The organism is Aquincola sp. J276 (assembly GCF_024700035.1).
GTDB lineage: Bacteria > Pseudomonadota > Gammaproteobacteria > Burkholderiales > Burkholderiaceae_C > Aquincola > Aquincola tertiaricarbonis.
In genome coordinates, this window is record NZ_JAJONC010000001.1 from 2,279,156 (window position 1) to 2,293,349 (window position 14,194).

General features: G+C 69.4%; 9 protein-coding genes and 1 pseudogene. 8 read left to right on the forward strand and 2 right to left on the reverse strand.

The genetic code is table 11. From position 1 onward, the window contains the following. Positions 1-29: 29 nt before the first annotated feature. The 6 genes and pseudogenes from gspD to LRS14_RS10450 form a co-directional block, all read left to right on the forward strand. Positions 30-1,976, forward strand: a pseudogene (gspD, locus tag LRS14_RS10425) (type II secretion system secretin GspD); the annotation flags it as partial. 258 nt (positions 1,977-2,234) lie between these two features. Continuing rightward, positions 2,235-3,656 (forward strand): type II secretion system ATPase GspE, encoded by a 1,422-nt coding sequence (gspE, locus tag LRS14_RS10430; protein WP_257800450.1) that lies wholly within the window; start codon positions 2,235-2,237, stop codon positions 3,654-3,656. A 5-nt stretch (positions 3,657-3,661) separates the two neighbouring features. Further along, positions 3,662-4,888, forward strand: a complete 1,227-nt coding sequence (gene gspF, locus LRS14_RS10435) for a type II secretion system inner membrane protein GspF (protein ID WP_046114089.1) — start codon at positions 3,662-3,664, stop codon at positions 4,886-4,888. After that, positions 4,885-5,649, forward strand: coding sequence for a GGDEF domain-containing protein (locus tag LRS14_RS30240; protein ID WP_257799485.1), 765 nt, complete (start codon positions 4,885-4,887; stop codon positions 5,647-5,649). The genes gspF and LRS14_RS30240 overlap by 4 nt, the downstream gene beginning before the upstream one ends. 130 nt (positions 5,650-5,779) lie before the next feature. Then, entirely contained in the window at positions 5,780-6,787 is a 1,008-nt protein-coding gene (locus LRS14_RS10445) for an AAA family ATPase (RefSeq protein ID WP_257799486.1), read from the forward strand. Positions 6,788-6,824: 37 nt separating this feature from the next. After that, positions 6,825-7,781, forward strand: a complete 957-nt coding sequence (locus LRS14_RS10450) for a 5'-nucleotidase (protein WP_046114087.1) — start codon at positions 6,825-6,827, stop codon at positions 7,779-7,781. Between the two features lie 5 nt (positions 7,782-7,786). On the opposite strand, the gene LRS14_RS10455 is transcribed toward LRS14_RS10450, so the two are convergent. Both LRS14_RS10455 and LRS14_RS10460 read right to left on the reverse strand, forming a co-directional pair. Beyond that, the gene (locus LRS14_RS10455) at positions 7,787-9,700 is read right to left on the reverse strand and encodes a hypothetical protein (RefSeq protein WP_257799487.1); all 1,914 of its coding nucleotides are present in this window, start codon (positions 9,698-9,700) and stop codon (positions 7,787-7,789) included. Between the two features lie 24 nt (positions 9,701-9,724). Next, on the reverse strand, positions 9,725-11,842 hold the full coding sequence (locus LRS14_RS10460) for a M14 family zinc carboxypeptidase (protein WP_257799488.1): 2,118 nt from the start codon (positions 11,840-11,842) through the stop codon (positions 9,725-9,727). 502 nt (positions 11,843-12,344) lie between these two features. Between LRS14_RS10460 and LRS14_RS10465 the strand changes: the two genes are divergently transcribed. Both LRS14_RS10465 and LRS14_RS10470 read left to right on the forward strand, forming a co-directional pair. Next, positions 12,345-13,238, forward strand: a complete 894-nt coding sequence (locus LRS14_RS10465; RefSeq protein ID WP_046114085.1) for a transporter substrate-binding domain-containing protein — start codon at positions 12,345-12,347, stop codon at positions 13,236-13,238. A gap of 39 nt (positions 13,239-13,277) precedes the next feature. Next, positions 13,278-14,168 carry an amino acid ABC transporter substrate-binding protein gene (locus tag LRS14_RS10470; RefSeq protein ID WP_046114084.1) on the forward strand — a complete coding sequence of 297 codons (891 nt, stop codon included), beginning with the start codon at positions 13,278-13,280 and terminating at the stop codon, positions 14,166-14,168. Positions 14,169-14,194 lie beyond the last annotated feature (26 nt).

A 14,194-nucleotide genomic window follows, 5' to 3' on the forward strand; every position in this document is an offset into this window, starting at 1 on the left:
CGCTGGTGGGCGCCCTGGCCTGTGCCGGCATGGTGCTGCCGCCGCCGCTGCTGGCCCAGCAGCCCACCCGCCCCGCTTCGGCCGCCGCCGCGCGGGCCAGCACGCCCGTCACGCTGAACTTCGTCAATGCCGACATCGAGGCGGTGACCCGCGCCATCGGCGCCATCCTGGACCGCCAGTTCCTGGTGGATCCGCGCGTCAAGGGCACCATCACCGTCTACAGCGACCAGCCGGTGCCCGTCACCGTGGCCTACCAGAACTACCTGGCCGCGCTGCGCGGCCTGGGCTTCGCGGTGGTGGAAAGCGGCGGCCTGCTCAAGGTGGTGCCGGAGGCCGATGCCAAGCTGCAGACCGGCACCGTCACCATCGGCCAGGGCCAGCCGCGCGGCGACCAGGTCATCACGCAGATCTTCAAGCTGAGCCACGAGAACCCCAACAACCTCGTGGCCATCCTGCGGCCGCTGATCAGCGCCAACAACACCATCAACGCCAACCCCAGCAACAGCACGCTGGTCATCACCGACTACGCCGACAACCTGCAGCGGCTCGGCCGCATCATCTCGGCGCTGGACCAGCCGGCCAACACCGACATCGAAGTGGTGCCGCTGCAGCATGCGGTGGCCAGCGACATGGCGGCGCTGGTGCAGCGGCTGGCCGACGGCGGCGGCGGCGCGGCGGTGCCGGGCGTGCCGGTGGCCCCCGGCGGCGCCGGTGCCGGCAGCGGTTCGGTGCTGGCCGATCCGCGCAGCAACTCGCTGATCGTGCGGGCGGCCAACCCGGTGAAGCTGGCGCAGATCCGCTCCATCATCCAGCGCCTGGACCAGCCGATGAAGAGCGGCGGCCCCGCCGGCAACATCTGGGTGGTGTACCTGAAGAATGCCGACGCGGTGAAGCTGGCCACGGTGCTGCGCGCCGCCTTCTCGCCCAACAGCGGCGGCGGTGGCGGCAGCAGCGGCCTGTCCAACACCGGCAATGCCGGCACCGGCGCACTCAGCGGCCTGCAGAACACCGGCGGCCTGTCCAGCAGCAACAGCCTCGGCGGCGGCAGCAGCGGCAGCAGCGGTGGCCTGGGCAACTCCGCGGCCACGGCGCCGCTGCAGGCCTCCCAGGGGCCTTCCACCGGCGGCTTCATCCAGGCCGACCCGTCGACCAACTCGTTGATCATCACGGCGCCCGAGCCCCTGTACAGACAGGTGCGCGCGGCCATCGACCAGCTGGATTCGCGCCGCGCGCAGATCTACGTCGAGTCGATGATCGTGAAGGTGAATGCCGAGAAGCTGGGCCAGTTCGGCGTGCAGTGGCAGCACCTGTTCGGCAACACGGGCGACAGCACGCTGCTGGGCCTGGGCACCAACTCCTCGGTGGGCGGCAACAACATCCTGGCGCTGACGGCGGCCACCGCGGGCGGCGTGCAGGGCGTGGCGGGTGCGGTGGGCTCCATTGCCAGCGGCCTGAACGTCGGCGTGATCCGCAAGATCGGCAGCACCTTCACGCTGGGCGCGGTGGCGCACTTCCTCGAGAACAACGTGGGCGCCAACCTGCTGTCGACGCCAAACCTGATCTCGCTGGACAACGAAGAGGCCAAGATCGTCATCGGCCAGAACGTGCCCTTCGTCACCGGCACCTATGCCAACACCGGCGGCAGCAGCACGGTCACGCCCTTCCAGACGATCGAACGGCAGGACGTGGGCCTGACGCTGCGCATCAAGAGCCAGATCGGCGAAGGCGGCACCATCCGCATGACGATCTACCAGGAGAACTCGTCGGTGCTGTCCACCAGCTCCACCGCCGGCCCCACGACGGACAAGAGCAGCATCGAGACCAGCGTGGTGGTGGACGACGGCCAGATCATGGTGCTGGGCGGCCTGCTGAAGGACGAGTACACCGACGGCGAGGACCGCATCCCCGGCCTGAGCGGCCTGCCGGTGGTGGGCAACCTGTTCCGCAACGAGCAGCGCAAGCGCGTGAAGACCAACCTGATGGTGTTCCTGCGCCCGGTGGTCATCCGCGACCAGGCCACTGCCAATTCGCTGACCATCGACCGCTACGAATCCATCCGCGCGCTGCAGCAGAGCGGCCAGCCCACGCCCAGCGTGGTGATCCCGGTGAACGAGGCGCCGGTGCTGCCCGCCTTGCCGCCGCAGCCGGCCGCCCCGTGCCGGCACCGCTGGGCCAGGGCGTGCTGCCGCCGGAAGGCGCGGCCTCCGCGCCGCGCTGAACATCAAGGAGTCGCGATGAGCGCGAGGCACCCCCTTCCGTATGCCTTTGCCAAGGCCCATACGCTGCTGCTCGAAGACAACGGCGAGCAGCTGACGCTGTACTGCGGCGACACCTCGCCGGCCACCGCGCTGTCGGAAGTGGTGCGGCTGTACGACATCGCCGCCTTCGAGCGCGAGCCCAGCGCCACGCTGTCGCAGCGCATCGCCAGCGCCTATGCCGGCGGCGAATCCAGCGCCGCCACGGTGGTGGGCGAAGTGGAAAGCGCGGTCGACCTGAGCCGGCTGATGCAGGACCTGCCCGCGGTGGAAGACCTGCTGGAAGCGGCCAACGACGCGCCCATCATCCGCATGCTGAATGCGCTGCTGACGCAGGCCGCCAAGGACGGCGCCAGCGACATCCACATCGAGCCCTACGAGCGCAGCAGCTCGGTGCGCTTCCGGGTGGACGGCACGCTGCGCGAGGTGGTGCAGCCCAACCGCGCGCTGCATGCGGCGCTGATCTCGCGGCTGAAGATCATGGCCGAGCTGGACATCGCCGAGAAGCGCATGCCGCAGGACGGCCGCATCAGCCTGCGCATCGGCGGCCGCGCCATCGACGTGCGGGTGTCCACCCTGCCCAGCGCCCACGGCGAGCGCGCGGTGCTGCGGCTGCTGGACAAGACCGAATCCAAGTTCACGCTGGAAGGCCTGGGCATGAGCGGCGACGTGCTCTCGGCCTTCGACCGCCTGATCAAGCAGCCGCACGGCATCGTGCTGGTCACGGGCCCCACCGGCTCGGGCAAGACCACCACGCTGTATGCCTCGCTGGCCCGCGTGGACACCAGCACCACCAACGTGCTGACGGTGGAAGACCCGATCGAATACGAGCTGCCGGGCATCGGCCAGACGCAGGTCAACGCCAAGATCGACCTCACCTTCGCCAAGGCCCTGCGCGCCATCCTGCGCCAGGACCCGGACGTGATCATGATCGGCGAGATCCGCGACTTCGAGACCGCGCAGATCGCCATCCAGGCCTCGCTCACCGGCCACCTGGTGCTGGCCACGCTGCACACCAATGACGCGCCCAGCGCCGTCACCCGCCTGACCGACATGGGCGTGGAACCCTTCCTGCTCAGCTCCAGCCTGCTGGGCGTGCTGGCCCAGCGCCTGGTGCGCAAGCTGTGCCCGGCCTGCAAGCGGCAGGACGAGCATGGCCAGTGGCACCCGGTGGGCTGCTCGGCCTGCAGCATGAGCGGCTACAAGGGCCGCACCGGCGTGTACGAGCTGATGGCCGCCGACGGCAAGGTGAGCGCGCTGATCCACGAGCGCGCCGCCGAGAGCGAGCTCACCGCCGCTGCGCGCACCACCGGCCTGCGCTCCATGCGCGAGGACGGCGACCGGCTGGTGGCTGCGGGCATCACCTCGCCCGAAGAAGTGGTGCGCGTCACGCGCTCGTAGCACCGATGCCTGCCTACCGCTTCGAGGCGCTGGACGCCGCCGGCAAGCAGTCCACCGGCCTGCTGGAGGCCGACAACGCCCGCGCCGCGCGTGCGCAGCTGCGGGCGCAGCAGCTGGTGCCGCTGGCCGTCACGCAGGTGGGTGCGCAGGCCACCACCTCCACGCTGGAAGGCGGCGGCGCGCGGGCCGGCCGGCGGGTGTTCAACAGCACCGGCCTGGCGGTGTGGACGCGCCAGCTGGCCGGCCTGGTGGGCTCCGGCCTGCCGCTGGAACGCGCGCTCACCGCGCTGGCCGACGAGGCCGACGACAACCGCCAGCGCGAGCTGGTGGCCCACCTCAAGAGCGAGGTGAATGCCGGCGCCAGCTTCGCCCGCGCGCTGGCCAGCGCGCCCAAGGACTTCGACGACGTGTACCGCGCCGTGGTGGCCGCCGGCGAGCAGAGCGGCGCGCTGGGCATCGTGCTGGAGAAGATGGCCGACGACCTGGAGGAACGCCAGGCACTGCGCGCCAAGCTCATCGGCGCGGCGCTGTACCCGGCCATCGTGTCGCTGATCGCGGTGGTGATCGTCATCTTCCTGGTGACCTACGTGGTGCCGCAGGTGGCTTCCGTGTTCACCAACAGCAAGCGGGCGCTGCCGGGCCTGACGGTGGCCATGCTGGCCATCAGCGACTTCGTGCGCCACCAGGGCTGGATCGCGCTGCTGGCACTGCTGGGCGGCGCCGGCGCGCTGTTCGTGGCGCTGCGCAACGAGGGCTTCCGCGAGCGCTTCGATGCCGGCTGGCTCACGCTGCCGCTGATCGGCCGGCTTTCCCGCGGCTACAACGCCGCGCGGTTCGCCAGCACGCTGGCCATGCTGGCCGGCGCGGGCGTGCCCATCCTGAAGGCGCTGCAGGCGGCGGCGGAGACGCTGTCCAACCGCGCGATGCGCGCCGATGCGATGGATGCGCTGGTGCGGGTGCGCGAAGGTGCGCCGCTGGCCTCGGCCATGGCCGGCAAGAAGCGCTTTCCCGGCCTGCTGTCGATGTTCGCCCGCCTGGGCGAGCAGACCGGCACCCTGCCCGCCATGCTGGGCCGCGCCGCCGCGCAGATGAGCGCGGAGGTGCAGCGCCGCGCCATGGCGCTGGCCACGCTGCTGGAGCCGCTGCTCATCGTGGCCATGGGCCTGGTGGTGATGCTCATCGTGCTGGCGGTGCTGCTGCCCATCATCCAGCTCAACACCTGGGTCAAGTGAGCGCCGCGGCCGCCAGCCCGTACCGGCACTGGCTGCTGCGCCTGGGCCCGCGCGGCGCGGCGCTGCTGGCGGTGCTGCTGGCCGCGCCGCTGGCCGCCCTGATCGCCGCCGCCGTGCTGGCCCTGGCCCGGGTGCCGGTGGACGCCTGGGCCTGGCCGCTGCTGGGCGCCGCCCTGCCCGCCACACTGGCCGCGCCCTCGGCCGCCCGCCTGCTGGTGCGGCTGCTGCATGAGCTGGAAGAGGCCCGCGGCGAAGCCGAGCGGCTGGCACTGATCGACCCGCTGACCGGCGTGGCCAGCCGCCGCCAGTTCTTCCAGTTCGCGGAAGCCGAATTCGCGCGCAGCCGGCGCGCGCAGGTGCCGATGTCGGTGCTGGTGATCGACCTCGACGGCCTTCGCCACATCAACGATGCGCATGGCCATGCCGCCGGCGACCAGGTGCTGCTGGCCGTGGCCGGCGCCTGCCGCGGCGACCTGCGCGACTATGACACCCTGGCCCGACACGGCGGCGACAGCTTCGCCGTGCTGCTGCCGCACACCGGCAGCGACACCGCGGTGACCATCGCCGAGCGGGTGCGCACCGCCGTCGCCGGCCTGGTGCTGCCGCTGGCCGGCGTGGCCGAGCCGCCCGCCCTGCGGGTGACAGTGGGCGTGGCCACCGCCGTGGCCGGGAACGCCGATTCGGTAGACGACCTGATGGAGCAGGCCGAGCAGGCCTTGTCCCGCGCCCAGCAGGCCGGGCGCAATCGGGTGGGGACCTGAAGCGCCGCGGAACACCGGGCGCGATACTTGCTCCCAGCAACAAGGCAATTGCGGTGTGTTTGCGCCGTTGATCGCCCCCTGGGGTGGTCTCGGCTGCGCTGCAATCAAGCTGCACAGCAAGGAGGCTTCCATGGGCGATCTGTCACCCGCCACCGACCTGGTTCCGGTCCCGTCCGGAACATCGATCCCGCTCGCGCAGATGCGCAGCGTCTACCGCGTCGACGACGTGGAACGCAAGCTGGCCAAGCTGCCCGCCAAGGAGCATGAAAGCCTGCGCTCCACCTACGAGCGCATGCTGGAAAAAGGCGCGCAGCGCTTCCAGGTGAAACCGTCCGGCCTGCCGGCGATGGAACACCTGTACGGCGAGCTGCCCAACTTCCATGACGCGCTGGACGACGTGAAGCGCCAGCTGGCCCTGTGCCACGACAGCCGCGACGCGCTGGAGATCATGCCGATGCTGCTGCTGGGCCCGCCGGGCGTGGGCAAGACCCACTTCGCGCGGGAGGTGGCGCAGCTGCTGGGCACCGGCATGGGCTTTGTCTCCATGAGCAGCCTGACCGCCGGCTGGGTGCTGTCCGGCGCCTCGTCGCAATGGAAGGGTGCGCGGCCGGGCAAGGTATTCGAGACGCTGGTGGACGGCGCCTATGCCAACCCGGTGATGGTGGTCGACGAGATCGACAAGGCCCGCGGCGAGCATGCCTACGACCCGCTGGGCGCGCTCTACGGCCTGCTGGAGCACGATACCGCGCACAGCTTCACCGACGAGTTCGCCGAGGTGCCGATCGACGCCAGCCAGGTGATCTGGGTGGCCACCGCCAACGACGAACGCGCCATCCCCGAGCCTATCCTCAACCGCATGAACGTGTACGAGGTGCAGGCGCCCGACCGCGATGCGGCACGCAGCATCGCGCTGCGGCTGTACACCGGCATCCGCGGTGCGCACGACTGGGGCAGGCGCTTCGAGCCGGAGCCCATCGACGCGGTGCTGGAGCGCATGTCGGAGATGGCGCCGCGCGAGATGCGCCGCGCCTGGATGGCCGCCTTCGGCAATGCCCGGCTGGACAAGCGCGACCGCATCGAGCTGCGCGACCTGCCCGGCGCCAACCCGCGCCGCGCGCCGATCGGCTTCCACCACTAGGCGCCTGCGCACATGGCGTGGTCCTTATGATCACGCCATGCCTGCCACCCTCGACGGCCGCCTGGTGGTGGCCCTTTCCTCCCGCGCGCTGTTCGACTTCGAGGAAGAGAACCGCATCTTCGAGGCGCACGACGACCGCGCCTACATGCAGCTGCAGCTCGAGCGGCTGGAGCAGCCGGCGCGGCCCGGCGTGGCCTTCTCGCTGGTGCACAAGCTGCTGGCCTTCAATGGCGACGATCCCACGCGGCGGCTGACCGAGGTCGTCATCCTTTCGCGCAACGATCCCGTCTCGGGCATGCGGGTGTTCCGCTCGGCGCAGCACTACGGCCTGCCCATCGAGCGCGGCGTGTTCACCCGCGGGGAGAGCCCCTGGCGCTACCTGCGGCCGCTCAACGCCCACCTGTTCCTGTCGACCAACGAGGCGGACGTGCGCTCGGCCCTGGAAGCCGGCGTGCCGGCGGCGCGGGTGTTCCCGCATTCGAAGCGCGCTTCCGACGCCCATCCGAACGAGGTGCGCATCGCCTTCGACGGCGATGCGGTGCTGTTCTCCGACGAGGCGGAGCGGGTGTTCCGCGACGGCGGGCTGCACGCCTTCCAGCTGCACGAGCGCGAGCATGCGGTCACGCCGCTGGCCGCCGGCCCGTTCAAGCCGCTGCTGATGGCGCTGCAGAACCTGCAGCAACAGGCGCCGGCCACCGGCATGCGCATCCGCACCGCGCTGGTCACGGCGCGCAGTGCGCCGGCGCATGAACGTGCCATCCGCACGCTGATGGACTGGCACATCGATGTCGATGCCGCGATGTTCCTCGGCGGGCTGCCCAAGGGCGAGTTCCTGCGCGAGTTCGAGCCCGACTTCTTCTTCGACGACCAGACCGGCCACATCGAGAACGCGGCGAGCCACGTGCCGGCGGGGCACGTGGCGTCGGGCGTCACCAACCTGCTGGTGGCGCCGCTGCCGGGCGCCACGCTGGTGCGGCCGCCCGAGCCTGTCTAGACAAGCTAGACCGGTGCCACGCAGCGCGCGGTGTTGTTGCCCGTGGCGGCGGCCGTGGGCCGGGCCACCGGCGTGTAGCTCACCACGCTGCCGGGCACGCCCACGTTCAGCCGGCGCTGGTCATAGCCGGCCGAGGCATTCACGCTGCTGCCGATGACGAACTGCTTGAGCTTGCCGTCGGCCGGGTCCACCGAGGTGAAGTCACGCACCGCGCCGTTGTCGGCCGCCGTGTTGCAGGCTGCCGTCAGGTCGCTGCCGGTGGGCGCCTGGAAGAAGCCCAGCACGTCGTTGGGTCCCCGCACGTACAGGAACTGCAGCCGGTTGGCGCCGCCAACGCTCACGGTGCGGCTGAAGTACCGGCCCGACCACAGGCGCGAACGCGTGGCTTCCGACAGGCCCGTCACCGCCTTGGCGCCGGCGGGCGTGCCCAGCTTCACCAGCCGCAGGCCGGTCATGGAGAAGCTGCCGTCCGGCTGTACCGTGCCCACGCCCGGGTTGCTGGGAATGGCCAGGTTGCCGTTGAAGGCCACCGTGGTCTCGCCGAAGTTCACCACCGTGCTGCCCGCCGCTTCGCGGGCATAGGCGCCCTTGCGCATGCCGGCCGACTTGGCGGTCTCCAGCGGGCTGGCGGTGCCGGTCTGCGGATCGTTCTGGTAGTAGAAGGTGCTGTGCACGTAGGTGCCGTCACCGAACATCACCAGCACCTCGGGCTCGCTGCTGCCGTCCGGCCGCACCCAGGCGCCCACCAGCGGATCGGTGGCGCTGGCCACGCGGGTGAGGCTCAGGCCATTGGGGCCGGTGAGCGTGTCGCCGGCCACCGTCACGCCGGTGACGGCGCCCGCCTTCGGGCCCGATACCTCCTGCGCCTCGATCACCGTGGTGGTGAGCGTGCCGGCCGCATAGGTGTAGCGGCCATAGCGGTAGCCGAAGCCGTTGTCGAACTGCGTGGCCGTGGTGGGCGCGCTGGTTTCGATGACGCGATGCACGTAGGTGCCGTCGCCGGCGAACACATAAAGCTCCTTCACGCTCTCGCCGGTGGGCAGCGTGCTGGTGCCCGTCCAGGCGCCTTCGATCGGCGCGGCGGCCGTCTTGGCGGCCGCGGCCGCACTGGCGGCCAGCGTGGCAGGCGTGGGCACCAGGCTGTCCTTCACCGCAGTGAACAGCGTGCCGCGCTGCTCGGCCGTGAGCGGCGCCGACACCTGCGCCGCCACCTGCTGCAGCGAGCCGGTGGCCACCATGCCCAGCGCGCCGCTGGCGGCCTTGCCGGTGAGGCCGGAGGTGGCCGCTGTCTCGGCAAAGCCGCGTGCGAGCAGCTGTGCAACGCCATACATCTTGGCCCGCTTGGTGGCCTGCGCCGCCACCTCGTCGGCCACCGGCAGGAAGCTGTCGTACACCGTCAGGCCGCCCACGTCGCCGGCGATGCCCACCATGCGGTCCAGCAGGTCGCGCTCGGCCTGCACCAGGTTCTCGGCGCGGCCGCCGTCCAGCTCGGACACCAGCAGCGTGGTGTAGGGCGTGATCACCGCGCCCTTGCCGGCCGGCGCCGCCAGGGTGTAGCCCTGGGTGATGGCGCCGTAGTCGGCATCGGTAGTGGTGCCGGCGGTGGCCACGGCCAGCACCGTGTGCAGCGGCAGCTTCGCCTCCTCGGCCGTCAGCGTGAACTTGCCGTCGGCGGCGGTGGTGGTGCTGGGCTCGTCGACATCGCAGGCGCGGTTGTCGTTGAGGTCCAGGCACACCTTGGCATTGGCCAGCGCGCCGTCCAGCACCACGCCGCTGAGCTGCGCGGTGGGCGCAGGCGGCGGCGGTGCGGTGTTGTTGTCGTCATCGCCGTCGCCACCACAGGCGGCCAGCGACAGCACGGAAGCGGCGACCGATGCGCGGCACAGCGCGTTCAGCAGGCGCTTGTTCGTCAGATTCATGGCTTGTCCTCGTGTTCTTGGAGATCAGTGGTTGCGGCGGCGACGCAGGCCGGCGATCGCGCCCAGGCCGGCGGCCAGGGCGGCCAGGTCGAACCAGCCCAGCGCACCACCGCCGCTGTCGTCGTCATCCGCGTCGGCCGGCGCGGCCGTCACGTCGAGGAAGGCGGCCGACACCGCACCGGGCTTGCCGTCGGCATTGGTGCCCTGCACGTAGACCATGTGTCGCCCCGCAGGCAGGCCCGTGGTGTCGATCTCGCCGGTGGCGGTCTTGGTGGCATCGGGGAAGTCGGAGCGGGCCTGGGCGGATTCGCTCAGCTTCATCTCCACTCCCACGGCGCCGGCTTCCCACGGCAGCTTGTTGACGTAGGCCTTGGCGCTGGCGATGTTGTAGACCACCGGATACGGCGGCGGCTTGATGGTCGACTGGCCGGCGTTGCTGTAGCGGTAGCGGTTGTCGTCCACGGTGGCGGTCACCGCCACCTTGTTGCCGGACTGCACCGAGCTGGCACCCATCACCACGTTGACGGTGTCGGGGCCGAAGGGCAGCTTGTACACGCGGTGCAGCACACGGCTCAGGTAGTGGAAGCCGTTGAAGTTCTCGGGGTAGGTCTCACGCTCGAAGACGCCGCAGTCCTCGTAGAAGGAGCGACCCATCTCCACCGTGTAGGCCGGCGCGCCCAGGTAGCCGTAGGCAGCGTCCTTGGTGGTGCCCTCGGTGTTGTAGCTCAGCAGCTGCTGCGACGAATAGTTGTTGTGGTACGCCAGGCGCTGCGCGATGACGGCCATGCCCTTGTTGTTGGGCGTGTGAGTGTTGAAGTCGTTCTCGGTGCGCTCCACGCCCCAGGGCCACAGCACCGCGCGGGCATTGCTGTGCAGGTCGATGAACACGCCGCCGCCGTACTCGTCGCTGGCGCCGGTCTTCCAGTCGAGCTCGCCGGTGTTGCTGCTGCGGTTCTCGGGGTTGCAGTACTCCGCGCTCTTCGGTCGGCCGTCGGGCAGCGCGCCGCCTTCCCACTTGCAGGCCGCCTGGTTCCACGTGCCACGCATGTAGTTCAGCACGGCCTGGGTCTCGGGCTCGGAAGCCGGGGTGACGCCGCGGTAAGTGGCGCCGCACACATTGCTGTCCGAGCCGCCTGTTCCGCCCGTGGCCCAACCGAATGGATAGTTGCGGTTGAGATCGACGCCCGAATCAAGGGTCCTCGGGATCCCGTCGCTACCCGCCGTTGTGCATTCCGCTGTTTCGTAATTGATGTTCTTGCGCTGACGGGCGTTCGCGTCCTGCTCGGCCAACTTGCGGCCGTCAGGGTTATGCACGATGAAGTGGTAGCGGTTGGTGTCGACCATCATGCGGGCATTGGCATCGGACTCGTAGTTGGCCAGCAGCCACTCGATGAACTTCATGCCAACTTCCTGCGGAGCATATTCACGCGCGTGGATGCCGCCGGTCCACACCATGTTTGGCGGCCGCTCCGTCTGCGCGTCCTGCTTCTCGAAGTTGCCGACGATGATGGCCTTGATCGGGCTCGCATCGGCGGGCAGCAAGGCCTTGTCGAACAACGCAAGCGCGGACTCGGGAAGGTACTTCGTCAGCAGGTCGTAGAAGGTAGGCCGGCTGGTAGCCGACTTGTCCTGCTCCGTGCCTATCCAGCTCTTGCCCAGCGTCTGGATCTTCACCAGCTTGGGGTACTTCGCCGCCAGTTCGTCGTAGGTCTGGTAGATCTGCTCCACCGTGCGGTAGCAGGCATGCACGCCGTTGGCGATGCTGCTCGGCTTGGCCACGCCCAGCGCGCGCGCGATGCCGCCGGACTTCACGTCCTGGGCGCGCGACTGGATGAAGTGCTGGATGCGGGCGGTCTCGGCCTCGTTGATCTGCGGTGCCATGCCGGCGGCCTTCAAGGCCTCCATCTCGGCCGGCGCCACCTCGGCATGGATCTGCATCTTCTTCTGGTCGACGTACGGATGGTCGAGCAGCTTGGTGGCGAAGGCCAGCTGGTTCTCGTTGGCATACGGCACGATGATCGACAGGACCGCACCCCCGTCGTCATGGGCATGCGAGTCCGCGGTGTGCGCCGGCATCGCCATGCTGGCAAAGGCCAGCGCCAGCGCTGCGGACAGCTTCGAGGGGCAGGTCGGCTTGAACATCAGTTCCCATCTCCAAGGCTATGGAACGACACCGCAACGGCATCGACGGCCGGGCGGCCGATGGGCACTGCATTGCTCGAACTGTGCCAAGTGCTTCACGATGCTTCACAGCGCCTTCACGCTGCATCGCAGCAGTGCCGCTCCACTTGTCTAGACAACTCGGGCACTGCACACCCTGTTTGCCTATGACAGCCAAGTGACAGGCGGGCTGCAGGGCCGGCCGCTTGCGGCGGCCCCGGATGCCTTGGCAGGCCTTGCCGGCCGGCCTTTACCGGCGGCGTGCCTCAGGCGGTTTTCCGACACCTGCCGCCAGGGCGCGACGGATTTCCGTCCGGCCCGCGCGGCCGCCGCAGAGCAGGTCGTGCCGCCTGGGCCGGCATGGCGGTCGGCAGCCAAGGGATATCCCTGGGAAAGCGGCTTCATGTCCCCCCGCCCGGCGCTGGCACGCCTCGTGCACACAATGCGTCCGTCGTGGGTTTGAGCTGCCGTGGTCGTGTCGTCGATGTCTGGAACCGTCTTTCGTGCCGTGCTGGTGTTGTGCTGTGGATGGGCCCTGGCCCTGCCGCTGCGGGCGCAGAACGACACGCTGGCCAAGATCTCCGAGACCGGCACCATCAGCCTGGGCCACCGCGAGTCGTCGGTGCCCTTCTCGTACTACGACGGCAAGCGCCAGGTGGTGGGCTACTCGCACGAGCTGATGCTGCAGCTGCTGGACGCCATCAAGACCGAGTTGAAGCTGCCGGCGCTCACGATCAAGCTGGTGCCGGTGACGCCGCAGAACCGCATACCGCTGGTGCAGAACGGCGCGGTGGACATCGAATGCGGCTCCACCACCCACAACGAGGAACGGGCGCGCCAGGTGGCGTTCTCCACCTCCATCTTCGTAATCGGCACCCGGCTGATGACCAACCGCCGCTCCGGCATCAAGGACTTCCCCGACCTGGCCGGGCGCAGCGTGGTGGTCACCGCCGCCACCACCTCCGAGCGGCTGCTGCGCACCTACAACGAGAGGCTGGGCGGCACCATCAACATCGTGGTGGCCAAGGACCATGGCGAGTCCTTCCAGCTGCTGGAGGTGGGCCGTGCCGAGGCCTTCATGATGGACGACGCGCTGCTCTACGGCGAGCGGGCCAAGGCCCAGCATCCCGAGGACTGGATCGTGGTCGGCACGCCGATGTCCGCCGAGGCCTATGGCTGCATGATGCGCCGGGGCGACGTGACGCTCAAGCGCATCGTCGACCGCGAGCTCACCCGCCTGATGCGGGACGGCGAGGCCCTGCGCATCTACGCCCGCTGGTTCCAGCGGCCCATTCCACCCAAGGGGCTGAACCTCAACTGGCCGCCTTCCGATGCCCTGCTGGAGCTGTACCGATCCCCGTCGGACAAGCCCCTGTGACCCCCTCCACCGACCCCTGAGACGAAAGAAGAGACTCCCATGACCAAGACCCTGTTCGCGATCGCTGCGCTGCTGGCGCTGGGCACCGCACACGCCGACACGCTGAAGAAGATCAAGGACACCGGCACGGTGACCGTCGGCACCCGCGAGTCGTCCGGCGCGCTGGCCTTCACGCTGGGCGACGGCAAGTACACCGGCTTCCATTACGACATCTGCCAGAACGTGCTGGCGGACGTGCAGAAGCAGCTGGGCATGAGCAAGCTGGACATCAAGTACCAGCCCGTCACTTCGCAGAACCGCATCCCGCTGGTGACCAACGGCACGGTGGACATCGAGTGCGGCTCCACCACCAACAATGCCACGCGCCAGAAGGACGTGGCCTTCGCCGTCACCACCTACGTGGAAGAGGTGCGCATCGCCGTCAAGGCCAACTCGGGCATCAACAAGATCGAGGACCTGAAGGGCAAGACCATCGCCACCACCACCGGCACCACCTCGGTCCAGACGCTGCGCAAGCACCGCCGCGCCAGCGGGCTGGAGTTCAAGGAGGTGATGGGCAAGGACCACTCCGACTCCTTCCTGCTGCTGGAATCGGGCCGCGCCGATGCCTTCGTGATGGACGGCCAGATCCTGGCGGGCAACATCAGCAAGTCCAAGGCGCCGGCCGACTTCAAGATCGTGGGTGAAGTGCTGTCGGTCGAGCCGATCGCTATCATGATCCGCAAGGACGACCCGGCCTTCAAGAAGGCGGTCGACGACAGCATCAAGGCCCAGATCGCCCGGGGCGACGTGGCCAAGCTGTACGACAAGTGGTTCATGCAGCCGATCCCGCCCACCAACACCAAGGTGGGCCTGCCGGCATCCGATGCCACCAAGGCGGCATGGGCCAATCCGAATGACAAGCCGATGGAAGAGTACGCAGAGAAGTGATCGGACCCGAGGCGCCTGGCAGGCTC